The following is a 26,121-nucleotide window of genomic DNA, read 5'->3' as shown; positions in this document are numbered from 1 at the left end:
AGAACCCCACCCCCGCCAAAGCTACGCTTTGTCTCCCCTCCCCGCAAGCGGGGAGGGGATTAAGGGGTGGGGTGCAATGACTGTGGTTAGCATAACTAATTATGCGGACATGATATTACAGGATGCGATCGCTGATTTTGTGGGAAACGGCATCCTTGCAGGGGATCAAATCGATCTATCTACCATCGATGCCAACTCCACCAAAGAGAGCAACCAAGCCTTCACTTTTATCGGGAGTCGTGCATTCTCTGCAATCGGTCAAATCCGTTATTCAGGAGGTCTTCTCCAAGGTAGTACTGATGCCGATCTGTCGGCTGAGTTTGAAATTCGGCTTACAAGAGCGCCACAACTAGTGGAAAGCGACATTATCCTTTAATTTAATATTATCTGCCTTGAAAATAAGGCAGAATGCAGAATTTTGATAATTGAATAGTTGCAAATAAAGATAAGTTTAGCTTGCCTTTCTGATAGTTTATAGTTATTAAATTGCGCCGCGTCTACATCAGAAAATCAGGTAATACAATCGCAATATTGCGATAATGCCACTTAATTCCAAAGATATCAGAGAATTTGAGAAGGGATATTCTAACGCAAGGGATGTCGCGATGTCTACGACGGGCTACGCCTACGCACTGGTTAACAAGGCTTTTAAGTTATAGACAATTACTTCCTTATACATAACTAGATAAATCACCAAATAAATCTAAAAAACCAAAACTAACCCTATCTGAACAAAGGTTTCAGATTTTGCTTTAGCGAGAGGAATAAAAAAGGGCTAATTATTCTTTCTTATAGATAGGAAAAACTAGGCTTGAAAGTAATAGTATAGTCTTGTGATTGTGGCTAAAATCGAAACGTTCTAAAAACTATGCGCTTCTGTAGGAGGAAATCAGCTTGTTTCATACCATCCTACTACTGCAACCAGTAAAGATTAAGGACATCACATTACTCTTGGCATAATTTTGATGCCAACATCATCAATACATCTAGTGCTTGTCAAATCTTCAAACTTAACAGCAAAGACCTGTTCAAATCAGTTGTGGTTCAGTTCTCTCTTCTCACTCGTTATTTCTTTGCCTTGTTTTCTCGGCGTTGCTGAATGACAGTGTGAAATTTAAAAATTCAATCTTTGAAACTGTTTCCTTTACACCTTTGGGGGAAACCAAATTCATACTCTTAATCAGCAACACCGTTTTCTGATGGGAAAGTGACGAGGTTATTTTTTACCCACTAAGTTCAGGAGAAACTTACTAATGGCAATTATCAACGGTACCATTTTTAATGACAACAATACCATCAACGGTTCCCCACTAATCTTTCGCCCTGCCCTAAATGGGGGTGCTGGCAGCGATATCCTTAACGGCAATGCCGGCGACGATATCTTAAATGGGGGTGCTGCTAGCGATATCCTTAACGGCAATGCCGGCGACGATAGTCTAAATGGGGGTGCTGGCAGCGATATCCTCAACGGCAATGCCGGCAGCGATACCCTTAACGGTAATGCTGGCAGTGATATCCTCAATGGCGGTGCTGGCAGTGATATCCTCAATGGCGGTGCTGGCAACGATACCCTTAACGGTAATGCTGGCGGCGACATCCTCACTGGCGGTGCTGGCACTGATTCTCTTATTGGCGGTGCTGGCAACGATATTTTCGATTTCAACTTAGTTTCAGATAGTCCGACTGGTTTATCACGAGATATTATTGCTGACTTCGTTGGAAACGGTATCTTTGCAGGCGATCAAATCGATCTATCTACCATTGATGCTAACTCCAGTGTAGCAGGCAACCAAGCCTTCATTTTCATCGGTGCTGGCGCATTCTCAGCAGCCCGTCAGGTTCGTTATTCAGGAGGTATTCTTCAAGCTAACATTGATGGGGATCTGTCGGCTGAGTTTGAGATTGGACTGACAGGAGCACCACCACTAATAGCAAGCGACATCATCCTCTAATCTAATACACCTCTTGCAAAAGCGCTGAACACCCTACTTCTAAGAGCAAGCGCTTAGATGTGGGGTTCTTATTTATGATTTATGCAAGAAGTCTAATATTGAAGAATAATTTAGGTGCAAAGCAAAACATACTCTAATTGTGAGAAAATTCAGTAGGCTTTAACCTCTTAAGAATGATATTACTACAGTCAAACACAGTTAAATACTAACAAAGTTGCTCATATCAAATGCACCGAACAGAAGCACATCTAAAAAATAGAAAATTACCAATGCTTGCCAAGGTTCGATCGTGCTGTGTATGCATCAGAAAATCTGTTAATACAATCAATCGCAAAAGTTGTGATAATGCCACAATAGCCAAATTGTAACGCTAAGGATGCGCGATGTCTACGACGGGCTACGCCTACGTACTGGTCTAACAAGGGAATGGCACTCAATTCAAATACAGCCTCGATCCTGTAAGACTCTGCCTCCAGTGCCTTTACCATATAAAGCAAAGCAGTCCTCTCGAAATACATTTCCAGTCTAAGACTGAAAGCGAATTCAAGTTACACAAATCTTTAGGCTTTTCTTCGTCTCATGCGTCTAACAAAGCTTTTAACTTATTGGCAATTATTTGTTATATATAACTACAGAAACCACTAAACAAATACCAATATGCAAAACCAACTCTATCTGTACAAAGGTTTTTGATTTTATTCTGGCCAGAGAATAAAAGAAAGTTAATTATTCTTTTTTCTATTTATAAAAAAATCTGCTGGAGGGTAATACTATAGTATTGTTACTATGAATACAGTACCAATAGACTCAAGTCTATATAATTACGTAGAAAAAATCTCCTGTTCCCTTAGTATTTTCCAACTAAAACAACTGAAAACATAAGGTACAAGGAGATTAGATGATTTTTGGTACAATTTTGATGTAAACATCATCAAATACATCTAGTACTTCTTAAATATTCTCAAATATTCAAACTTAATAGTAAAGACCTGTTCTTGCCAGGTTTATTCAAGAATATATTCCCACTCTTGATATTTTTACCTTGCTTTTTCGGCATTGCGGAATGAAAGTATGAAATTCCCAAATTCTATGTTTGAAATTGTTTACTTTATGCATTTGAAGGAAAGCAAATTTATACTCTTAATCAGCAATGGCGTTTTATAATGGGGAAGTAAAGACGTAATTTTTTTTCCTCTAAGTTTTAGGAGAAATCCATCAATGGCAAGTTCAATATCAATTTCCTACGGTAGCGGCAGTGTTAGTGCCAGCTCTAGTAGTCATAGCAGTAGCAGTAGTAGCAATAACGGTCAGAGCGATGTCATTAACACTAGTGGTGGCAACAGTACCCTTATAGGTGGTAGTGGCAACAGTCTCCTTAACGGTGGTGGTGGCAATGATAGCCTCTTTGGTGGCGCTGGCAACGATACTCTTAACGGTGGTGGTGGCAACGATAGGCTCAATGGCGGTACTGGCAAAGATATTCTTTTTGGCGGTACTGGGACTGATAATCTCATTGGCGGTGATGGTGATGATGTCCTGATTGGCGGTAGTGGGAATGATATTCTCACTGGAGGATCGGGTAATGATATTTTCGAGTACAACTCAATTTCTGATAGTCCACTTTCGTCACGCGACTTAATCACTGACTTTCGTGGAAACGGTAATTTGCCAGGCGATCGAATTGATCTATTTACTATCGATGCCAACTCCACTATTGGGGGCAACCAAGCTTTCACTTTCATTGGGAGTGGCCAATTTTCCACACCCGGCCAAATCCGTTATTCAGGAGGTATTCTCGAAGGTAGCACTGATGGGGATCGGTCGGCTGAGTTTCAAATTCGGCTTATAGGAGCACCACAAGTAGTGTCAAGTGACTTCATTCTTTAATTTAATATTCCTGCCTTGAAAATAAGGTAGGAGGCAGATCGCTTTTAGCGTCTCCCCTTCTCCCACAGGGAGAGGCTAGCGCCAAGGGAGAAGGCAGAAAGCACTAGAGAATGAAAACATCTCTTTCCCAGTCCCTAGTCACTATTTTCAAGGCAGATATAATTTTGAAGAACTCTAGTGCAAAGTTAGAGTGTCTCCACCTTTGCGCCGGAATCAATATCAATATACTAAGCTATAAATGTGGAAAGTCAGAGCCTCAGCTTGGGGCAATGACTTTTTTTCATATTTAAATTCGTATTGCTATCTCTAGTATTTCCGGCACTCTAGATGCCTAACACACAAGAATCATCCCTATTTTATACAAACGCTTAGATGAAGATTTATTCTAATTAGGGCTGACCAAAAGACACGGTGAAATATAGAGAATTACTCATATTCGATCGCACCGCCCAGGCATGAGAAAATCATCAGGTAATACAATCGCAACTGTTGCGATAATGGCACGGAAGGAAAAAAGATGTCGGAGAATTTGAGAAGCCAAATTGTGACGCAAGGAGTGCAGCGATCGCCTAATCGAGCTATGCTGCGTGCAGTTGGTTTTAAAGATGAAGATTTCAATAAAGCCATTGTGGGCATTGCCAATGGCTACAGTACGATCACTCCCTGTAATATGGGAATAAATCAACTGGCGCAAAGAGCAGAGGTGGGGATTAAAACCGCCGGGGCGATGCCGCAAGTGTTCGGTACGATTACTATTAGCGATGGGATTTCGATGGGAACTGAAGGGATGAAATATTCCCTAGTGTCGCGGGAAGTGATTGCCGATTCCATTGAAACCGCCTGTACTGGACAAAGTATGGATGGTGTGCTGGCTATTGGCGGTTGTGATAAAAATATGCCAGGGGCAATGATTGCAATGGCCCGGATGAATATCCCTGCTATCTTTGTTTACGGTGGCACAATCAAACCCGGTCACTACAACGGACGCGATTTAACTGTTGTCAGTTCTTTTGAAGCTGTTGGTCAATACAGTGCTGGAAAAATTGACGAAAAGGAATTATTAGAAGTTGAAGGTCGAGCTTGTCCTGGTGCGGGTTCCTGCGGGGGAATGTTCACAGCTAACACCATGTCTTCAGCGTTTGAAGCGATGGGGATGAGTTTACCCTATTCTTCGACAATGGCAGCCGAAGATGCTGAAAAAGCGGATAGCACGGAGAAATCAGCATTTGTGTTAGTCGAAGCCATTCGTAAACAAATTTTGCCTCGTCAAATTATCACCCGCAAATCTATAGAGAATGCCATCTCTGTGATTATGGCAGTTGGTGGTTCGACCAATGCAGTACTGCACTTTTTAGCGATCGCCCGTGCCGCTGAGGTAGATTTAACTATAGACGACTTTGAAACTATCCGCGCCCGCGTTCCCGTTTTGTGTGATTTGAAACCAAGTGGTAAATATGTCGCTACAGATTTGCACAAAGCTGGCGGCATTCCGCAAGTAATGAAGATGTTACTTGTGCATGATTTATTACACGGTGATAGCCTCACCATCAGCGGTCAAACCATTGCAGAGATATTAGCAGACATACCAGAAGAACCATCTGCCAATCAAGATGTGATTCGTCCTTGGAAAAACCCGATGTATCCTCAAGGACATTTAGCTATCCTCAGAGGTAATTTGGCAACGGAAGGGGCTGTCGCCAAAATTACCGGCGTGAAAAAACCAGTAATTACCGGGCCCGCACGGGTGTTTGAATCAGAAGAAGCCTCTTTAGATGCAATTTTGGCTGGTAAGATTCAAGCTGGTGATATTCTCATAATCCGCTACGAAGGGCCTAAAGGCGGCCCTGGAATGCGGGAAATGTTGGCTCCCACTTCAGCAATTATCGGTGCTGGATTGGGTGATGCGGTGGGATTAATTACCGACGGGCGTTTTTCTGGCGGTACTTACGGCATGGTGGTTGGTCACGTTGCGCCAGAAGCCGCAGTTGGTGGAGCGATCGCGCTTGTAGAAGAAGGCGATAGTATTACTATTGATGCACCCGCTCGTTTATTGCAGTTGAATATATCTGAAGAAGAATTGGCCCGTCGTCGTGCTAACTGGCAACCTCCGGCTCCGCGTTACACTAAAGGCGTGTTGGCGAAATATGCCAAATTGGTATCTTCTAGCAGTATTGGTGCTGTGACAGATTTGGACTTGTTTTAGTTAACCTGACAACTGTGGCGCAAGTTTGCCTACCTTTAACAAGGGGCTGAAGCCCCTTGTCTAGTTATTTGAGATGATCGCTGGATTTATGCCGTACTGTAATAGTTTGATCTAGCGATCGCTTCTAAAGAAGTTGCAAGGACAAACTCGTAACTTACTTTGCGATCGCAAGCGTGGTAAAACATATTGCTGTATCGAAACAACTTGTCAGATGAAATACTGTTGATTGCCTCTAACTTTTGAAGCTATTGAAGAGGGATGTTCTGTATTTATACCAGATTTTTGCCTGAATTTTATGAGTTTTTGGAAAAATCTTGAAAAATTTTCAGGAAATTTACATAGAAGATGTGATGTCAATCGATATACTACAGAAATACTATTGACCATCAACTGCTGAAAAATCTAAAAGGGCACAAAATGAGTTCTGAATCTAACGTCAAACTGACCATCGCTCTTTCTAATCCAGACTTAGATGCAGAGGAGCAAGAACGAGAAGCACGGAATCTGCTGCGAGAAATCAAAGACTTAGATGTAGAAAGTGCTGATCTCGTAGCAGTTACAGAAATACCCGAAGGAGCCAAATCTGTTGGCGGTTTTCTGGTAGGGGTGTTGCAGGCAGAGGTGAGCCTTGCCAATTTTAAGAAATTGTTGGGATTTTTGGGCGATCGCTTGGGCAACAAAACCATTGAATTGGAAGTTGAGGCTAACGGTAAGAAACTGAAGGTGAAAGCTAGCAGTCAGGAAGAGTTAAACGCCGCCATTGAACAAGCGCAAAAGTTTATCGCAGGTAACTAAAAAATCCCAGCAGTAAGGAAGAATAGTGGCATGGTAAAAGTAGCACTGCTAATAGGAGTCGGTGAATATGAGTCTGGTCTTACTCCACTACCAGCAGCAGCAAAAGATGTCGAGGCTATGCACCGAGTTTTACTGCATCCAGAGATGGGTGGTTTTGATGATGTAACGCCCCTGATAAATCCTCGACGGCAAGCAATGGAGGAAGCCATTGAAACCTTATTTGCTGGTCGCCAAAAAGATGACCTAGTGCTGCTATTTTTCTCTGGTCATGGAATTAAGGATGAGGGCGGCAGGCTTTATTTCGCTACTCGCAACACTCGCAAAAATGAAAAAGGAGGGCTAGTTCAGGCAACAGCAGTTTCAGCCAATTTCGTGCAAGAAATCATGCGTACTAAAGGTCGCTCTAAGAGACAGGTAGTGATTCTAGACTGTTGCTTTAGTGGGGCTTTTGCTGAGGATATGCTAGTAAGAGATGATGGTTCTGTAGATGTCATGAATCAACTAGGCGGCGAAGGAAGAGCTGTGCTTACCTCTTCGACTTCAACTCAGTATTCTTTTGAGCAAAAGGAATCTAATCTGTCAATTTACACCCGTTACTTAGTGGAGGGTATTGAGACTGGAGCAGCAGATACAAATGACAATGGTGTAATTACGGTAGATGAATTGCATGAGTACGCCAGAAAAAAAGTTCGAGAAACTGCTCCAACAATGAGTCCTGAAATCTATCCAATCAGAGAAGGCTACACAATCGTACTTGCAAAAGCACCACTTGGTGACCCAAAGCTTAGATATCGCAAAGAAGTTGAACGTTTTTCCCGTGCTGCTGAAATTTCTCCTATAGGTCGTAAAGCATTAGAAGAGCTTCAAGTTAAGTTAAAACTATCTTCTGAAATAGCTACTGCAATTGAGAATGAGGCTCTACAACCTTATAGAGACTACCAGAAAAGATTACAAAACTATGAGCAAGCATTACTAGAAGAACTTCAACGAAACTCGATTCTCAGTAGTAATGCTCAAGATGAGTTACAACGTTTTCAGCAAATTTTAGGACTTAGAGATGAAGACATAGCTCCTATCAAAGAAAAACATACTAAAAATCGGGTAGATGAAAAATTTCTACGTCGTCGAAATATTAATTTTCGATACTACATAGGAGCGTGCATTATCGGAGTAATCGGAGTGTTTGTTGGCGGTACTTTAGCATATTTTTTTATAGGGCGCCCAAATCGAACTCACGTGATAGCTAAGAACAAGTCCTGTGATGATAAAGAGCAGTATAGTTTAGGCGACAGAATCAGCTTAGGTGAAGAAATTTTCTTGAAACAAGATACAAATTCAGATTCAGATAAACAAACTGCGGTTCAAGCATTTGCTAGTGGAGATTGTCAAACTGCTGTTGATAAATTCACTTCATACAGGAAAGCTAATCTTAGAAATCCAGAAGCACTGATTTACTTGAACAATGCTAAGGCTCGCCAGACAAAAAAATGGCTCAAAATTGCTGTGACCGTACCTATTGATAACGACCCAGATTTAGCAGAAGAGATCCTACGCGGTGTAGCTCAAGCTCAAGATGAGGTAAACAATGATAATAAGGGGATTAATAACCAATTATTGCTGGTAGCGATCGCCAATGATGATGAGCAAATAGGCAGTTCTAAAAAAATTGCGAAAGCCTTAGTCGAAGATCGGAAAGTCTTAGGTGTAGTAGGTGCAGCTTCTAGCAATGCTACCCTAGAAGCAGGTAACATCTTCAATACTGAAGAACTTGTAGCTATATCTCCTACTAGCACTTCTGTTAATATTTCTAATTTTAGCCCCTATATTTTTCGCACAGTTTTTAGTGATGAAGTAGCAGGTAAAAAATTAGCTAATTATATGGGGGAAAAATTGCATAAAAAAAAAGCAGCAGTATTCTCGGTTTTTAGTAGCGATTATAGTAAATCGCTCACGGAGCAGTTTGTGAAATATGTTGAAAACCCTAGTAATAGTAAGGTACTAAGAGACAATGAGTTTGATTTATCAAAGAGTGATTTTAATCCAAAAAAGGCTGTAAAAAAGGCGATTAGTCAAGGTGCAGAAGTATTGATGCTAGCCTCGACTAAAGAAACGCAAAACAACGCTTACGAAGTAATTAAGGCGGCGAATAATAGCAGATTAAATATACTTGCAGGAGATAATCTTTACAGCCAAGAAACTTTAAATTATTTGGGGCAACAAGCTGAGGGGATGGTAGTTGCAATTCCCTGGCATATTAATAATCCTTCCAACTTAAAGTTTGTTGAAAATTCTAAAAAATTATGGAACGCTCCAGTAAGTTGGCGAACGGCTACGGCTTATGATGCAACTCTAGCGATCGCCAAAGGTTTGGAGCAAAGTACCACCCATAAAGAACTGCAAAATACGCTACACAGTGCTGGTTTTTCAGTCGATGGTGCAACAGGGAAGATTGAGTTTAAACAATCAGGCGATCGCAAAGATAATTCCATCTCCTTAGTCAAAGTTCAAAAAAAATCTGGCACCGATCAATATGAGTTTGTGCCAATACCTTAGTTTTAAAGCTTTACCTAATAGCGATCACACTCAGTTTTTTATTTATAACAACTCGATAAATTCATCAAAAAAGCCAAAATTTCTCACAACATATCTGGATTTTCCCCCAATTCTCTCAATCTAGCCGCTAAACGAGCCACCTGTGCAGCAGCCGCTTCTTCTCGTATAGCAGCAACTTCTGCTTGTGCAACTGCGGCTTGTGCTTGTGCAACAGCAATTTCCGCTTGCGTGACTGCAACTTGTGCTTGTGCAGTTGCAGCTTCGTCTGGTAACAAAATCAAATTGCCAGCTACATCGTAAAACCGCAACCATACTGCCGTTTCTCTGTCTATTGTTCCTTCATACGTTCCCAACCATAAACCTAACTTTTGACACCACAACCAACCACGCTCATTTGGTGTCAAAGATTGATATTGCTGATTATGATCTAAATGCCACCCTTGCAAAGAAGTCGGGTCAAAGGGGTCATAGACAAAATAATCTGAAGTATGAAAAGTTTGTTCGTAAAGGTCTTTCTTAACAGTCTGATCTATTTTGGCTGTAGATGGTGACATTAATTCTACAATCACGTCAGGATAACGACCGTTTTCTTCCCACACTACCCAACCTTGACGAGAATTAGTCCCATCCACATTCAGGACAGCAAAGAAATCGGGGCCACGGAAATCCTGGTTACGTACTTGGGCGCTGCTGTAATAAATAAACATATTGCCACCAGTAAAAAAATCATTCCGGTCAGCCCAAGCTTGCTGCAATGACCGAATCAACACATTCATGGCAATGCGGTGGCGATTTGATTCCAAGGGTTCTCCGTCATCAAAAATTAAATCTGTAGGCGGTGTGGGGTGTTCCCAGTCTAGAATGGCTCTTGGGTTGTTTTCGGTAGTCATGAGCGATCGCCTTTCTCAGAAAGCCTTAGATTTCTATCATAAATTATTCTTCACCCAACCCCGAAAATTACGCATAGCTTGACTTCTACCAATTGTTAAACACTGCTGAACATATTCATTAACTAATTCAACAATTGGGATATTAGGAAAATTAGGGCTAGATTGAGATTTAATATACTTTCCCTCTTGTAGAATCGAAATTTCTAAACCTTGTTGTGTATGTCGCCAAAGTTCAGGAACTCCCAAAATTTCATAATTATCAAATCTAGTGCGAGAAGTAATATCAATTTTGATTGCTAAATCTGGTGGTGGGTCTATATTTAAATCGATGCGATTTTTACCAATAATAGCAGCTTGATTTTGAATATAAAAACTGGTATCTGCTTCTACTGCTTGCAGCATTCGCTCATTTTTAAGAGTTGTAGAACCAAAAGGTTCAAAATCAATTTGAAGTTTGTCTAATAAAACTCTTACTAACTCACCAATATATTCTTTATCTTTTTCGTGTTCTGGTAGGGGAACCATAATTTCTAACCAACCATGACTATAAGAAATACGTGCAGCACGTCTTTCTCCCATTTCTTCTAAAATATTTTCTAACTGCTGCCAACTAATATCTTTGACTAACATTTGTTGGCCAGGTTTAACAATAATTTGTTGCAGTTTTAAAAGCATATCACCTCAGAGAGTTGATGTAGTAATTTATGTAGCCGATATAATTTACAAATCAACTTTCTTAAAGTATATCGCCTCTGAGCATGAGTGCAGATATTATGTAAAAATATCAATGTAATGGAAGATATGCAACTCACTATTCGTAAAGCTTCTGGCGAGGATATTCCGGCTTTAGAAGCTTTGATTTAAAACTCAGTGAAAAATCTCTAAACTGCCTATTACAGTCGGGAACAAATAAATGGCGCTCTTGGATATTATCAGTAATTGTTACTTGTTAAAGGAATAACGATGGTAAACTCTGTTCCATATCCTGGAGTAGAATCAACTTCAATAGTTCCTCGATGTTTATCTACAACTATTTGATAAGCGATCGCCATTCCTAATCCAATTCCTTTACCCACAGGTTTAGTAGTGAACATATAGTCAAATACTCGTTGCTTTATTTCTTCTGACATCCCAATACCATTATCGGAAATCTGAATAATCACTTGTTTTTCATCAGTGAGTTCAGTCTGAATGCGAATTTGTCCTTCATTCTTTACTAATGACTCTTCTACAGCATCAATTGCATTCACTAGAACATTCATAAACACCTGATTGAGTTGCCCTGCATAGCATTCTACTAGAGGTAAATCACCATATTTCTTAACGATCTGAATTTCTGGTTGATTAGGCGTGGCTGTCAGGCGATGATTCAGAATCATCAGAGTGTTGTCTAATCCTTCATTAACGTCTACAAATTTCATGTCTGCTTCATCAAGGCGCGAGAAATTACGCAGCGACAGCACAATCTGACGAATGCGCTTGGTTCCCACTTGCATTGATGCCATTAATTTGGGTAAATCTTCTGCCAGAAACTCAATATCAAGTTCTTGGACGCGATCGCTAATTTCTGGGGTAGGATTTGGGTAGGTTTGTTGATAAAGCTTGAGCAAATCAAGGATGTCTTGGCTGTAAACGCTGGCATGATTGAGGTTGGCATGAATAAAATTAGCAGGATTATTGATTTCATGTGCCACTCCAGCAACCAATTGTCCCAGGCTAGACATTTTTTCGGTGTGGATAAGTTGAGCTTGGGTATTTTGCAATTCTTTCAGGGTTTTGCTGAGTTGTTGCGCCTGCTGGCTAGAAATCAAGGCGCGATCGCGAATCTGTTCGTATAGTTGCACCTGTCGCCATGCACTAATCAACCCAATCAATAGCAATCCTCCCAAAACTGTAGCCAAAAGGTTCAACGCCTGTAATGGCGATTCAATATTTTCTTTTGGCACAATTAACGCTACTGACCAATTTGCCTCTTTCAGAGGAGTGTAAGCAACATAACTCCACTTACCATCCAGTTGAAGCAATTCAATATTTGTGCGTTTAGCTACCATTTGTTGAGTAATTTCGACTAATCTGGGATTGCGCGAGTTCAGAAAACTCTTGGCAGCTTTTTCGGGTGTACCAATTAGTTCCGTGTTGGGATGGGCGATGGGAACTCCCTGAGAATTTAGCGCAAAGGCATAGCTGCCTTTACCTTGATGTAAATTGCTGATGACCTCAACGACCCGGTTAATTGGAATTCCTCCCATTAAAACACCTGCTGGCTTTGTACCTCTTTCGGCAGGAATCGGCGAACTAATCTGAATCTGTAACTGTTTAGTTGTGCGTCCAATAATTGGATCGGCTGCTATGGTTTCACCCGTCATACTCCGTTGAAAAAATTCTCGGTCTTTAACATTGAGATGATCTCCATGAGTATTAGTTAATGCACTATCCGGTGTTACCAACCCCATGAGCAAAAACGTTTGCAGCCGCTTCAACTCAGATTGCAAGTAAGGTTCCATCACAGACCAATCCAGCGATCGCACCACACCAGAATTTGCCAAAGTCTTAATTTCTGTCTTCCGAATGGCTAACCAGTTATCGATATCATCCTGACCTTGCCGTGTTTTTAACAGTGTTTGTTCTTTGAGACTATCGAGCAGCAACCCCTTAACAATCTTGTAACTAGTGATAGCTGTGGCGCTAATGCTAATGGACAGAATCACCACAATTGATAACAATAGTAAGTTTCGCGATCGCCATTTAAATGAGTAGTATTTTTTGTTGATTATGGCACTCCATCGGGGATTTATTTTCAACCATACTTTCCGCAATTTAAGCATCATCGTAGCTTTACTCCAAGTTAAAATTTCAAAAGCAAAAATGAAAAGTGCTGAGTAAAGTAGAAATTACTCAGCACTAATTATTAGACCTCTTGCAAAAGTCCCTAACACCCCACCCCCAACCCCTCCCCGCTGTTCGGGAGGGGAGACAAAGCGTAGCTTTGGCGGGGTGGGGTTCTTTCTTATTTTTGATTTATGCAAGAGGTCTATTGTTGTTGAGTAGAGATTTGAATGACAAACTCTGTCCCCTTTCTAAGTTCGGAAGTGCAAGAGAGTGAACCGCCATGTGCTTCTACAATAATTTGACGAGCGATCGCTAATCCTAATCCAGTGCCTTTTCCTACAGGTTTGGTGGTGAACAAATGGTCAAATACTTTTTGTTTAACCTCTGGTGACATCCCCACGCCATTATCAGCAATCTTAATCAAAATATTCTGACCTGAGTCTGCTACACGAGTTTGAATGGTGATGCAATTGGGGTTAGCAAGAATCGCTTCCAAACTCCGTTCTGTATTGTATTGTTCAAGCGCATCAATGGCATTTGCTAACAAGTTCATAAATACCTGATTTAGTTGTCCTGCAAAGCATTCCACTAGGGGAAGTTTGCCATAATTCTTCACCACGTCAATTGCTGGACGGTTTTCGTTAGCTTTTAAACGGTGTCTGAGAATCAGAATAGTACTGTCAATGCCTTCGTGAATATCAAAAGGAACTTTATAATCCTTATCTGCTCTGGAGAAGGTTCGCAAACTGGTACTAATACTGCGGATACGGCTAACACCCAATTTCATCGAGTCCAGCAATTTCGGTAAATCTTCTTGTAAATAATTCAGGTCGATGGCATCAATTTCATCTTGAATATCTAAACCGGGATTGGGAAACTTTTCTTGATAAAGATTAATTAGACCAAGCAAATCTTTGACATAATCTCTGGCTGGTTCTAAGTTGCCAGCAATGAAGCCGACAGGATTGTTGATTTCATGGGCAACACCTGCTACCAAATTACCAAGGGCAGACATTTTTTCACCTTGGACTAATTGCAATTGCATCGTTTGGAGTTCTTGCAGTGCTTGTTCTAATTGTTGCTTTTGCTGTTGTAGCAATTGTTGTGCTTGCTGGTATTTAGTGATGTCTTCAGACGTTCCAAGGATGCCAAAAACGTTTCCTTCTCTATCTTTTAGGGGAATTTTATTTGTATTAGACCAGATTTGTTTTCCGTCTGCTTGCTGTAACGTTTCAATAATATTTAGTTCAGCTTGTCCAGATTCCATAATGCGGCGATCGCACTCTACATACCAATCTGATTCCTCGCGAGTCCAAGATAAATCGTAGTCTGTTTTATCAACAACATTTTCTGGTATTCCTACACCCGAAGCTTGAGCAAACTTATGATTACAGCCTAAATAAACACTATTGCGGTCTTTCCAGAAAACAGATTGGGGGATATTGTCCATAATTAACCGCAAGAATTGTTCCGTCTGTCCCAAGTTTTCTAGAGTATTTTGTGCTTGCTGATAAAGTCGGGCATTTTCCAGGGAGATTGCAGCTTGAGTACATAATAAATTGAGAATTTCGACGCGATCGCTAGTAAACGCTCCAGTCATCAAATTGTTTTCTAAATATAAAATCCCTAAGAGTTTCCCTTGATAGAGAATCGGTGTACATAGCAAGCTTTTGGGTTGCTGACGAATAATATAGGGATCGGCTATTAGCGCCGGATGCAATGCTGTATCAAAGATAACGGTAGATTGCAGGTTACGTTTTATGGCGTAAATTAGACTATGGGGAACCTCTGCACTATCTTCCACAAAAATGGACTGTAACACCGTTGATTTTTGCCCAGCTTCAGCAGTCGCCTCAACTACCAATCTATTTTCTTTAAGCAGTAGTAACGCACACTTATCTGCTCCAGCATTTTCCATTACCACTTGCAGCAGCTTTGTAAGTAATTTATCTAGTTCAATTTCACTCGAAAGAGTCTGAGAGGCTTTTAAAACTGTTGCCAAATCTAGCATTATTGATGTGTTACTGCTAGAAGTTACTGATTTATTAATGCTGGGATGGAAGGTAGTAATGCTGTCAATATTTGCAAACGTCTCATTAGGTGTGAATAGTGAACGCTTCTGTTGTAAAATTGGGGCTAGCAGTTGTGGATAACGCTGTTCTAAGTCATTGACTTTGGCTTTAGCATCCCAGTGTGTGTAGCAATAGTAAGCATTAATCAAATACTCTTGAGCAATGCGCTCTTTACCCCATTCTAAATAGAACTTGGCTGCAAGTTCGTTGGCGAGAGCTTCTTCGTTAATGTATTCGTTTTCTTTAGCTTTAGCAATGGCGCGATCGTATGATTCGATTGCATCCATATACTTGCCAGAAATTCTTGCTATTTCCGCAGATAACAAGAGATATCGATGTAGAAAGTTGTCTGGGCAACTATTAGCCCAGGTTTTCTGAATTTGTTGATGCTCTCGAATAATGTCCCAATACTGCTTTTTCTTTTCTAATGCCACATTGGGATAGAGAGCTATCAAACTGAGTGGATAATAGAAATGATACTGAATAATTGGGAAGAAACCAGAGTTACAACCAAGAGTTTTCTCAGCTTCTTCTGCTGCTTCCACAGCATCTGTGTAGTGACCATAAAGGTACGACAATTGGATTTTGAGAAAGCAGTACCAATTAATTCCATGTTCAAAGTTCTTCTTCTGTCTCCACACTTCGATATAGGGAATATCTTCGTCATTGCGATCTTCTAATAAATCGGTGGTTTTAGATATATCTTGCAGGTTTAATAAGAACTGCCGCTGTAAAGTAAAGGCATACAGCATATTGGCATCATTAACCTGTTGGACATAGCTCAGATATTTTTCAGTTTCCGCGTAAACATCTGAGAGGCGATCGCCCTTAATTAACATCGCCCAAATCAAAAACGAAACCGCCCATACACCAAACACCAAATTTCCAGTTTCTTGACAGACTTGAAATGATTGTTGAGAAAGCGGCAAATTTGTTTTTAAATGCTGATTATAGGGATTAGTGGTGTGGGCAAAGATATTATTGGTCTTAAAAATAAACTGGGTACTATTGAAGTGACGATCGAGTTTTAGTGCTAATGTACCAAACTCATAAGCAGTTTGATAATTTCCTTGATTTGCCAGATTCATTCCATATAAACAGTAAGCAAAACCAGAGCTTTCTGCATTGCCATATCTCAATGATAAACCGATCATTAATAGAGGAGCCAAGCAACTGAGGTATTGATCTCCTCCCATATAAGCTGCTGCCCAAAGGTCAGCTAAAATACCCATACAAACCTTCTGATCTCGATCTGTCATCTCAGGCAGATCGAATAAATCTGATATACGAACCGTTTGCAGTTTAGCTTTTAATTCTTGAAGTTCAGTTTCGATAGCAGCTTGCTGTTCTTCAGGAGTGACTGGCAGATTCATCCCCATGATGCTCAAACCTTTTACTCCAGCTTCAATGCTAGCTGCTATATTTTCACCCTGAGTCATTTTCAGATACATCTGAATTCTATAAATATCTACTTGTTCAAACCTATCTTGGCTTTGAGCTAACGCTATCTCAAACAATCTTTCGGCTTGGTCAAAGCTACCAGTTAGATATTCACATTCTGCGGATTCTCGATGTAATTCAAACGTAATATTATAATTAACTAACCAACTTTCGTCTATTAGTAATTCTCTGCCCAAGGTGAAATACTTAAGGGCTGCTCTATAAGCAGTAGAAGCTTTTGCTTTCTTACCAGCAATTAGATTCAGTTGAGCCATTTCATATCTTTGGGATTGTTCATCAATTATGTCAATTCCCTCATTTAGCTGATTAACAATGTCAAAAATACTAGCTTCAAGCGCTTCAGGTAATGTATTGTTTAACAGTAATTGACCAATTTTGAAATGAGTAGCTTTTCGTTGAGATTCAGGGATAAGAGAATAAGCCGCTTGCTGAACACGGTCATGAAGAAATCTGTAAGAGCAAGAGGCAGGAGAATTGTATTGCTGAAATTCTGAATTCTGAATTATAAATTCAGACTCATCATGGTAAAACTTATAAACTTCATTGGTAGGAATAATCAACCCATCTTGCACAGCCTTCCAAAAATCTGTGGCTGTTTCCAATTGGGATTTTTCATGGACGATCGCTAATGTCTCTAAATCAAATTGGTTTCCTACACAAGCTGCTAACTTCAAAACTTCTTGAGTTTCTTTTGACAACTTCTGAAGTTGAATTGCCATGAACTCTACTACATCATCGGTAAGGGCGAGCGATCGCACCTGAGCAATATCACATTCCCACCCCCCTTGACTTCCCCCCTTAGTAAGGGGGGACTGAGGGGGGTTAAATGTAATTAGTTGATCTTGATGTAGCGCTTTGAGAAACTGGGTACTGAAAAAAGGATTTCCTTTAGTTTTGCTCAATACTAATTCTGTTAAAGGTGTGGCTAAAGCTAAAGAGCAACTCAATGTATCTGCAACCAAATGATTGATAGAAACCCGATCGAGGGGTAATAAAGTAATTGTATTGACTGTGGCATCTAATTTCTGAATTTCCTCCAAAGTTAGCATCAGCGGATGTACTGGGTTGACTTCATTATCTCGATAAGCACCAATTAACAGTAGATAGCGGATGTCAGCTTCGCTCATTAACAAGTGCACTAACTTTAAAGAAGCAGAATCTGCCCATTGCAGATCGTCAATAAAGATCGCCAATGGATGTTCTAATGCAGTGAAGACTTGAGTGAATTTCAAAAACAGCGAATTGAAGCGATTTAGTGCCGCACTTCCAGAGAGTTCCGGCGCAGGTAGCTGTTTACCAATCATACTTTCCAGTTCTGGAATCACCTCAATCATCACTTGTCCGTTGTCACCCAAAGCAGAAAGAATTTTGGACTTCCATTGCTCAAATTGGGCATCAGTTTCACTCAGCAGTTGCCCGATTAAATCTCGAAAAGCTTGCACAAAAGCAGAGAAAGGAATGTTGCGCTGGAACTGGTCAAATTTACCTTTAATGAAATAACCCCGTTGTCGCACAATTGGCTTGTGGACTTCGTTCACCACAGCAGTTTTGCCAATACCAGAGAAGCCTGCTACCAACATAATTTCAGTGCTTCCCTGACTGACTCTCTCAAAGGCATCCAGTAAGTTTTCAACTTCAGCTTGGCGACCGTAAAGTTTTTCTGGGATGATGAAGCGATCGCAAATATCCCGCTCACCTAATTCAAAAGATTTAACCCTGCCAATTTCCTGCAATTGAGACAAACATTTTTCTAAATCAAATTTCAGCCCTAATGCACTCTGATAGCGGTCTTCAGCATTTTTCGCCATCAATTTCATCACAATCTCACAAAGAACTTCGGGAATAGGTTCTTCATTTTTGAATTTTGAATTTTGAATTTTGAATTGATTTGGTTGCTTGGCAATATGACAGTGAACCAACTCCATCGGATCGTTAGACTGAAAGGGTAGATGTCCAGCCAGCAATTCATAGAAGGTAACGCCGAGGGAATAGTAATCACTGCGATAGTCGATTCCGCGATTCATCCGCCCGGTTTGTTCTGGGGAAAGGTAGGCGAGAGTACCTTCTAAGACATTAAAACTGTGAATTTCCTGGGTTTCTCTAGGTAAAAGAGAGGCAATACTAAAGTCAATCAACTTGACTTGGTTAGTTTCCGGGTTGATGAGAATGTTGGCTGGCTTGATATCTTTGTGGATAACTCGATGGCGATAGAGTCCGTCAAGAGTATTACTCAGAGCGATCGCAATATCCAAGAACTCTGTCAGAGTATATTGGTTGCTCCCTATTTTTTGGTTGAGCCAATCTTTGAGGGAAATGCCGCCAAAATCCTCCATCACCAAAGCATAGCTGTTGCGGTAAGGTTCCAGACTGTAGGGACGAACAATACCGGGTAGGTCAAGATTTTTAGCAATCGTGTACTGATTACGGAACAGCAGCAGTTCATTGAAGGTAGGATACTCTTGCTGGAGAAGTTTAATCACAACCGGAAGTCCATCCGCCTCTCGAATAGCACGGTAAACTAAGGTTCTAGAGCCTGCATAAAGTTGCTCGCTAATTTGATAGTTCAAAAGCTTGTCCATCGGCTCAACTGCTGTATTCATACTTCATCAACTCTTGTGAAATCAGCTACTTATTTAAAGTAGTTTGCCCAAGAATAAGCTTTTGCTAACTCAGTTTTCTTTTAAACAATCGCATTTTACGCGTGTAATCTATCTGTAGCTCCTTCAGCAAAACTACCGCTATTTCCGGTAAAATCAAGTTCTAAGGACTGTGGATTTGGGAGAAACTTGGGGTGCCTACACTTGGCGTTAACATTGACCACATCGCCACTATCCGGCAAGCGCGTCGGACGGTGGAACCAGATCCAGTAGCGGCGGCGGTACTGGCAGAATTAGCGGGTGCGGATGGAATTACGGTGCATCTGCGCGAAGATCGGCGGCATATCCAAGATCGGGATGTGCGCATATTGCGGCAAACAGTGCGATCGCATCTTAATTTAGAAATGGCCGCTACAGATGAAATGCTAGCGATCGCTCTCGATATCAAACCAGATTACGTAACTTTAGTCCCCGAAAAGCGCGAAGAAGTGACAACAGAAGGCGGACTAGATATTATCGGCCAAATTGCTAGAATAGGTGAAATAGTCGATAAATTGCAAAGCGCTAGCATTCCAGTTAGTTTATTTATCGATGCCGAACCAGCACAAATTGAAGCATCTGTCAAGATACAGGCGCAGTTTATTGAATTGCACACCGGACAATATGCTGAGGCTAAAGATGAAACAAATCGCCACCGAGAATTAGCCATATTAGCAAAAGGGTGTGAACAAGCGATTCAAGCCGGATTGCGAGTTAACGCTGGTCATGGACTCACCTACTGGAACGTCTATCCGGTGGCTGCGCTTCCAGGCATGGAAGAACTGAACATTGGTCATACCATCATCAGTCGGGCAGCATTAGTAGGTATGGAAAGGGCAGTCCGCGAGATGAAACAAGCTATAAGAGGGAATGGGGAATAGGGCATTGGGCATAGGGCATAGGCATGGGGCATGGGGCATTGGTTTTTCCCTCATCTTCCCCCCACCCCCCAGTCCCTAATCCCCAGTCCCCAGTCCCCCACAGAGGGTTGTCACTGCGAAATCTAGAAATTGGGATCAAATCTTCAGCAAAAACTTCTATGAGCGCAACACAATCTAACAACTTGCCACTTTGGGTACAGAACCGGGATAAGGTGATAGCAGAAAGCACTGATGTCGAGTGGCGCTATCAGACACCACCTGATTATTCCCGTTCAAATGAGAATCTTGCTAAAGAAAGTATCTACAATCATCTTGAAGGAACACTGGAAGCGATCGTCCAAAACTTAGTCAGAACCTTTGAGATGGAGGTATCCTTCAAAGCTAACCCGCAAGAGTGGTTATCTATTGTGAATGAACAGTTTCGCGTCAGTACCAATGGTGGAGTAGAGTATACCGCAGCAGATGTATCAGCCCAAGGTACTTACAATCTATTTATGCCTGATTCAGAGCATTACAAAGCTTCAGAAGAAACCTTTGAATCATCCGCAAAAGTCTTCCACACAACATTCCCTCAAGGATTTCCTTGGGAAGTTCTGGAAGTTTTTTCCGGTCCCCCAAATGTCACATTTAAATGGCGGCATTGGGGACATTTTAACGGAGAATATAAAGGCCATGCACCTACTGGAGAGACAATAGAAATTATCGGCATGAGCATTGCAAAAGTTACCGATGACTTGAAGGTTATTTCGTTAGAACACTACTTCGACAATAATCTGTTCTTGGAAAAGCTAACATCTGGTGGCAAACAGACAAAATCTGAAAACCAGAAAAGTGCTTGTCCGTTCAGTTCTTGGTTCAAGAAATCCCAGAAAAGTTAGTAGTTTGTCAGGGTACAGAGTCACTGTGCCCTGAAATTATTCACATAGCAACCAAAGGATGAAAATGCAAACATACTATTACGTTTTGGCAAGTCACCGCTTTCTTCTCGAAGAAGAACCGATACACGAAGTTCTCAAAGAACGCAACCGTAACTACCACGAACAAGAAAAACAAATAGATTTTTGGTTGGTTGAACAACCAGCTTTCTTGGAAGCACCGCAGTTTAAAGAGTTGAAGGCGAAGTGTCCCCAACCAGCAGTCGCAATTATTTCTACAAATCCTCAATTTATTACTTGGTTAAAACTGCGTTTAGAGTACGTCATCACTGGAGAATTCCAGGCTCCTTCTGAGGCAATACCAGATGCTTTGGCATCGCTTACTACCGTATCTTAGGCATAGCGCATTGACATTGGGCATGGAGAAAAGACAAGGGGTGTGGGAGGTGTGGGAGGTGTGGGAGGATGGGGAAGAAGTCTTACCCCCCACACTCCCCACACTCCCCACACNCACTCCCCCTGCCCCTCTGCCTCTTCCCCACACCCTAATTTTATTTTTGAGTAACAAAATATATTTTTTGACACATATTTCATTACCATACTGAAGTAGCTAGGTTTTCAGCTTTTTTCTTATAAAATCTTCTAGGACACCTTAATTTACATAATCTAACTTTTGTGCATAGATTTCAGAATTTACCAAGTGTTTTAGGATTAGCGATTGTAGGGTTGATTGGTGGCATGAGTTCTGTACTTGCTCAAAAAACCATTCCCTCTTGTCAACCACCAAATGCAGGTGAGTATCTTTTATTAGTAGTCAGTCCCACAGCAAATAATCAAAAGCAGTTACGTAGCGCCTTACCACCCGAACTTAAAACTATCACCTGCAAATATCTCAACGAAACCGTGACGCGAGTCGGGGGTTTTAATAAAATTGACGATGCCAATCGTTGGGCAAGATATGTCAGCAATATTGTTGGCTTGTCTGCCATAATTACCACTCGACCAACGACAACGGCAGATGTGCAATCACAGCCACAACAGTCACAGCCAAAACCACCTCAGCAGACAGTCAGCTATAATCCTCAAGCATTAGGAGAAGGTTATGCAGTGCTGGTAGATTATTACAACCGTCCAGAACTAGTAAATAGTGTGCAGCAAGTGGTGGGAGGTAACGTCGGTTTTGTTTCTTATGGACAACGCCCTTACTTGCTGGCAGTTTATACCACTAACCAAAGTGAAGCATATAATACATTGCAAAAGCTAAACAATGGTGGTTTCGTTGCCAGCCTAGTAGATAGTCGTAAAGTGATTCTGCTACGCTCGACTGTGCGGTTTTAGCAATCTTAAGTTCACTGGCATACTGATGCGATACCAGAGTGGTAATTTGTCAATTGACCTAATTTGTGATTTTAAATTCAAAATTTCAAAGGATTTTCAGCAAATATGTTTATACTCGCTTTGCGTGAAGCAAGTTATTTGGAACAAATCCTTTCATCCTTAATCCTCTGAATTTATTCACGGGATAAATCTAAAATCCAAAATTGATTGACAAATTACCAGTTACTAATTATCAATATCCCCTCAAACAAAAATTTATTGCCCTAGTTTAATAAGCAGACCTAGCTAACCAATAAATGGTTATACCCAAAGCCGATCCAGCAATTACCTGAACTGGTGTATGTCCGAGTAATTCTTTCAGACGGTCTTGGCTAAAGTCTGGTTTTTCATGGAATAATTCATCAATCATTTGATTGAGAATACGAGCTTGCTTACCAGCCGCTTGTCGAACTCCGGCTGCATCATACATGACAATGATGGCAAAAACGATCGCAACGGCAAAATCAGGAGATGCCCAACCCAGTGTTTGCCCTACACCAGCGGCTAGAGCTGTAACCAGAGCCGAATGGGCACTGGGCATACCTCCGGTTGTCACCAAAACACGCACATTCAATTTGCGATGTTTGACGATCTCAACTACGAGCTTTAATGCTTGAGCAATTAAACAAGCTACCAGAGCAACCAGCAGCACCCGGTTGTCTAAAATGTTGCCTATGTCCTGCATGTTATTTTGGTTAGGTTAGTAAATATTAGCAGCAGTTGTTGGTTGAGGAAACATTTAGATTCAACCCAAAATCCCAAATTAATCTAGTACATCACGGTGGAAACAGACCTACTATTCAAAATCACCTAAAAGCTTATCAAATAAGCTTTTGTAATTTTGAATCAGTGAATTTTGAATTCCGCTGGGCAGTAGTAGTACAGTATCGTGTAAATAAACTACCCATTCCCAATCAATAAAACGCTTGCGGTACAGGAATTACGAATTACGTTAGCGCAGCGTTAGCGACGCAGGAGCGTCATTACGAATTACGAATTACCCAAAGCGTTACTAGTTATTACGGCTGGTAATATAATGAGCGATCGCTTGGAGTGGTTTAGCTCTGTCTCCAAATGGTTCTAATTCCACACAAGCTTCTTTAACTAGCTCTTGGGCTTTTGAGCGCGATTCCTCAAGTCCCCAAAGGCTGGGATAGGTAACTTTCTGAGCTTTTTGGTCTTTGCCAGCTGTTTTACCTAATTGCTCTTGGGTAGAAGTGATATCCAAAATATCATCAATGATTTGGAATGCTAGCCCAATATTTTGAGCATAACGGGTTAATCGCTGCACATCTTCAGGTGATGCATTAGCAATCAGTCCGCCACAAACTACGCAAGCTTCCAAAAGTGCGGCTGTTTTGTGTTTATGAATGAAATTTAAGGTTTCTAAGGAAATATCAGATTTACCTTCCGACTCTAAATCGACAACTTGACCGCCGACCAAACCACCTGCCCCCAACGCCCGACCAAGACGGGCAATAACCTGCAAGACTACCTCTCTCTTAACACTTTGGGGGGTTTGAATGGCAACAGACTCAAAAGCAAGAGCCAACAAGCCATCCCCAGCCAAAATCGCAACATCTTCACCATAGACTTTATGATTCGTCAGCTTTCCCCGGCGGTAATCGTCATTATCCATCGCCGGGAGGTCATCGTGAATCAACGACATTGTGTGGATCATCTCCACGGCACAAGCTGTTGGCATGGCCATCTCAATGGTTCCACCCATCATTTCACAGGTGGCAAGGCAAAGAATGGGACGTACACGCTTACCTCCAGCTAATAACGAGTAGCGCATCGCCTCATAAATCTTTTCTGGATAAATGACCGGGATAGACCGATCCAAAGCATTATCACAAAGCTTTTGCCGCTCTTTTAGATAGCCTGCTAAGTTAAATGTGGCTTCCTCTGGTGGTGTCTTTTGGACTTTATCAGTTGCTACCATTCTTTAATTCCTGACATTTTGCGATTTTTGCCTTATACGTCACAATTTTAAGGTGCTGTGGGGCTGAAAAAAATGAAGAGTTAGGAGCAGAGACGCGATTAATCGCGTCTGTACAGGATTTAGAAGTTAAGAGTTATTAAGAATAACTTTTAACTCTTCACTCTCTTTCTTCTTTTGCCGCTCTGGAATAGCTAGCAAATGTATTTTCCAACAATATGGCAACAGTCATCGGGCCAACACCACCAGGAACTGGGGTGATAAATCCTGCTATATCAGCGGTTGATTCAAAATGGACATCGCCAATGAGACGACTTTTGCCATTCGCATCGGTGACGCGATTCATCCCCACATCTACCACAACAGCGCCCGGTTTCACCATATCAGCAGAGATCAATCCGGGACGACCTACTGCTGCAATTAGAATATCAGCATTTTGGGTGATGGTTTTGAGGTCATGCGATCGCGAGTGAGCGATCGTGACTGTGGCATCAGCTTCTAATAGCATCAGCGCCATCGGTTTACCCACTAAAATACTGCGCCCCACGACTACTGCCTGTTTTCCCTGCAAAGGAATCTCATATTCTTCTAAAAGCCGCATCACACCAGCCGGGGTGCAGCTACGTAAACCCCTTTCTCCCCGTACTAGTCGCCCCAAGTTAACTGGGTGCAGTCCATCAGCATCTTTATCGGGATCAATTTGATGTAGCAGAGTTACAGCATCCAGGTGGTTAGGTAAGGGCAATTGCACAAGAATGCCATCAACCCTTTTATCGTGGTTGAGTGCAGCAATTACCTCTTCTAACTCCTCAAGGGTAGTTTCAGCAGGAAAATGCTTACCAAAAGAAGCGATCCCAACTTTAGCGCAGGCTTTTTCTTTATTGCGTACATAAGCGGCTGACGCTGGGTTATCACCAACCATCAACACTGCTAAACCAGGAGGTCGTCCAATTTTTGGTTGTAATTGTGTAATAGCAACAGCAAGTTCTTGCTGAATTTTTGCAGCTAATGCTTTCCCATCAAGGAGTTTGGCAGTTTTTGTTTCCATGAAAATTCCCAGCTATGTTCGCTTTTTATCCAAAGTCCAAAATGAAAATATTGATTCTTAACTCTTGACTTTCGACTATTATTGTGTTGCTGTTTGATGTCGTAGCGTTTCTCTCACAGTAAATCCATAATGTTTATTTTCTCAGATCAACGGCATCATCTGAAGAATAAAGAATTGGGAGAGTGGGAGTGGGGGAGGAGAGGGGCAGGGGAGCAGGGGGGAAGTCAGTTGCAGTAAGTTTTTCGTTTCTGCACCTCTGCCTCTTGTGCCAAATGCCCAAAATAAATAAATCGGTGGCTTTTATGCGACAAATAAGAAATTTATCTCTTTCGTTCTTGTACGGGCACAGTATTGTTCCTTACCGTTTGGGGTTGACTTTTTTCCTGATAACAGGACTTTGTAGTTGTGGTAACTTGACATCGACTGGTTTGCGTGGGGCTGGCTTAAAAATTGGTACAAATGTCACTCCAATTGGAGAGATTAAAGCAAAACAAGACAATCAGGCTATAGTTTACATCCAAGGTCAGGTAGAAAAGCAAGCTCCCCTGATCAAACAGTGGGCTTATAAAATTAAGGACTCAACGGGCAAAATTTGGGTAGTCACCAATCAAAAGAATCTGGGTGAAGGTTCAGAAGTTGTAATTAAGGGTAAAGTTCGCTACCGAAGTATTCCTTTAGCTGGCAAAGAATTGGGGGAAGTTTATTTAGAAGAAGAATAAT

19 protein-coding genes are annotated in these 26,121 nt (G+C 41.4%); 11 read left to right on the top strand and 8 right to left on the bottom strand.

Annotation, left to right across the window (positions count from 1 at the left end; all coding sequences use genetic code 11):
• Positions 1-76 precede the first annotated feature (76 nt).
• On the top strand, positions 77-376 hold the full coding sequence (locus tag CDG76_RS19030; protein WP_143854120.1) for a hypothetical protein: 300 nt from the start codon (positions 77-79) through the stop codon (positions 374-376).
• 877 nt (positions 377-1,253) lie between these two features.
• Complete coding sequence (locus CDG76_RS19025; RefSeq protein WP_094350491.1) at positions 1,254-1,952, top strand: calcium-binding protein; 699 nt, start codon at positions 1,254-1,256, stop codon at positions 1,950-1,952.
• Between the two features lie 263 nt (positions 1,953-2,215).
• Here the strand turns inward: CDG76_RS19025 and CDG76_RS19020 are convergent, their stop codons facing one another.
• Positions 2,216-2,440 carry a hypothetical protein gene (locus CDG76_RS19020; RefSeq protein ID WP_094350490.1) on the bottom strand — a complete coding sequence of 75 codons (225 nt, stop codon included), beginning with the start codon at positions 2,438-2,440 and terminating at the stop codon, positions 2,216-2,218.
• Positions 2,441-3,170: 730 nt separating this feature from the next.
• Between CDG76_RS19020 and CDG76_RS19015 the strand changes: the two genes are divergently transcribed.
• The 4 genes from CDG76_RS19015 (at position 3,171) to CDG76_RS19000 (ending at position 9,390) form a co-directional block, all read left to right on the top strand.
• The gene (locus CDG76_RS19015) at positions 3,171-3,839 is read left to right on the top strand and encodes a calcium-binding protein (RefSeq protein ID WP_094350489.1); all 669 of its coding nucleotides are present in this window, start codon (positions 3,171-3,173) and stop codon (positions 3,837-3,839) included.
• A 517-nt stretch (positions 3,840-4,356) separates the two neighbouring features.
• Positions 4,357-6,042, top strand: a complete 1,686-nt coding sequence (gene ilvD, locus CDG76_RS19010) for a dihydroxy-acid dehydratase (RefSeq protein WP_094350488.1) — start codon at positions 4,357-4,359, stop codon at positions 6,040-6,042.
• Between the two features lie 417 nt (positions 6,043-6,459).
• On the top strand, positions 6,460-6,837 hold the full coding sequence (locus CDG76_RS19005) for a hypothetical protein (RefSeq protein ID WP_094350487.1): 378 nt from the start codon (positions 6,460-6,462) through the stop codon (positions 6,835-6,837).
• Positions 6,838-6,867: 30 nt separating this feature from the next.
• A complete protein-coding gene (locus CDG76_RS19000; protein WP_094350486.1) occupies positions 6,868-9,390 on the top strand; it encodes a caspase, EACC1-associated type in 2,523 nt (840 codons plus the stop codon).
• 83 nt (positions 9,391-9,473) lie between these two features.
• Here the strand turns inward: CDG76_RS19000 and CDG76_RS18995 are convergent, their stop codons facing one another.
• The 4 genes from CDG76_RS18995 to CDG76_RS18980 all read right to left on the bottom strand — a co-directional run bounded on the left by CDG76_RS18995 (position 9,474) and on the right by CDG76_RS18980 (position 19,242).
• Positions 9,474-10,280, bottom strand: coding sequence for a Uma2 family endonuclease (locus tag CDG76_RS18995; protein ID WP_094350485.1), 807 nt, complete (start codon positions 10,278-10,280; stop codon positions 9,474-9,476).
• Between the two features lie 36 nt (positions 10,281-10,316).
• Positions 10,317-10,955 (bottom strand): Uma2 family endonuclease, encoded by a 639-nt coding sequence (locus CDG76_RS18990; protein ID WP_094350484.1) that lies wholly within the window; start codon positions 10,953-10,955, stop codon positions 10,317-10,319.
• Positions 10,956-11,212: 257 nt separating this feature from the next.
• On the bottom strand, positions 11,213-13,108 hold the full coding sequence (locus CDG76_RS18985; RefSeq protein WP_094350483.1) for a sensor histidine kinase: 1,896 nt from the start codon (positions 13,106-13,108) through the stop codon (positions 11,213-11,215).
• 203 nt (positions 13,109-13,311) lie between these two features.
• Positions 13,312-19,242 carry a trifunctional serine/threonine-protein kinase/ATP-binding protein/sensor histidine kinase gene (locus CDG76_RS18980; RefSeq protein ID WP_094350482.1) on the bottom strand — a complete coding sequence of 1,977 codons (5,931 nt, stop codon included), beginning with the start codon at positions 19,240-19,242 and terminating at the stop codon, positions 13,312-13,314.
• A 191-nt stretch (positions 19,243-19,433) separates the two neighbouring features.
• Between CDG76_RS18980 and CDG76_RS18975 the strand changes: the two genes are divergently transcribed.
• The 4 genes from CDG76_RS18975 (at position 19,434) to CDG76_RS18960 (ending at position 22,372) form a co-directional block, all read left to right on the top strand.
• The gene (locus CDG76_RS18975; protein ID WP_094350481.1) at positions 19,434-20,159 is read left to right on the top strand and encodes a pyridoxine 5'-phosphate synthase; all 726 of its coding nucleotides are present in this window, start codon (positions 19,434-19,436) and stop codon (positions 20,157-20,159) included.
• A gap of 158 nt (positions 20,160-20,317) precedes the next feature.
• Positions 20,318-21,037 carry a SnoaL-like polyketide cyclase gene (locus CDG76_RS18970; RefSeq protein ID WP_094350539.1) on the top strand — a complete coding sequence of 240 codons (720 nt, stop codon included), beginning with the start codon at positions 20,318-20,320 and terminating at the stop codon, positions 21,035-21,037.
• Positions 21,038-21,101: 64 nt separating this feature from the next.
• Positions 21,102-21,431, top strand: coding sequence for an MgPME-cyclase complex family protein (locus tag CDG76_RS18965; protein ID WP_094350538.1), 330 nt, complete (start codon positions 21,102-21,104; stop codon positions 21,429-21,431).
• 278 nt (positions 21,432-21,709) lie between these two features.
• Positions 21,710-22,372: a hypothetical protein gene (locus CDG76_RS18960; protein ID WP_094350480.1), complete on the top strand. Its 663-nt coding sequence runs from the start codon at positions 21,710-21,712 to the stop codon at positions 22,370-22,372.
• Between the two features lie 268 nt (positions 22,373-22,640).
• Here the strand turns inward: CDG76_RS18960 and CDG76_RS18955 are convergent, their stop codons facing one another.
• The 3 genes from CDG76_RS18955 to folD form a co-directional block, all read right to left on the bottom strand.
• Entirely contained in the window at positions 22,641-23,096 is a 456-nt protein-coding gene (locus CDG76_RS18955) for a divergent PAP2 family protein (protein ID WP_094350479.1), read from the bottom strand.
• Positions 23,097-23,423: 327 nt separating this feature from the next.
• Positions 23,424-24,356, bottom strand: coding sequence for a geranylgeranyl diphosphate synthase CrtE (crtE, locus tag CDG76_RS18950; RefSeq protein ID WP_094350478.1), 933 nt, complete (start codon positions 24,354-24,356; stop codon positions 23,424-23,426).
• A 157-nt stretch (positions 24,357-24,513) separates the two neighbouring features.
• Complete coding sequence (gene folD, locus CDG76_RS18945) at positions 24,514-25,401, bottom strand: bifunctional methylenetetrahydrofolate dehydrogenase/methenyltetrahydrofolate cyclohydrolase FolD (protein ID WP_094350477.1); 888 nt, start codon at positions 25,399-25,401, stop codon at positions 24,514-24,516.
• A 302-nt stretch (positions 25,402-25,703) separates the two neighbouring features.
• Here folD and CDG76_RS18940 point away from each other — a divergent pair, with 302 nt between their 5' ends.
• Positions 25,704-26,120, top strand: a complete 417-nt coding sequence (locus CDG76_RS18940; RefSeq protein ID WP_094350537.1) for a hypothetical protein — start codon at positions 25,704-25,706, stop codon at positions 26,118-26,120.
• Position 26,121: the final 1 nt, after the last annotated feature.

The sequence above is a fragment of the Nostoc sp. 'Peltigera membranacea cyanobiont' 210A genome (assembly GCF_002246015.1).
Classification (GTDB): domain Bacteria; phylum Cyanobacteriota; class Cyanobacteriia; order Cyanobacteriales; family Nostocaceae; genus Nostoc.
Note: the sequence above shows the minus strand (reverse complement) of the source record. Positions and strands in the feature narration are given on the sequence as shown.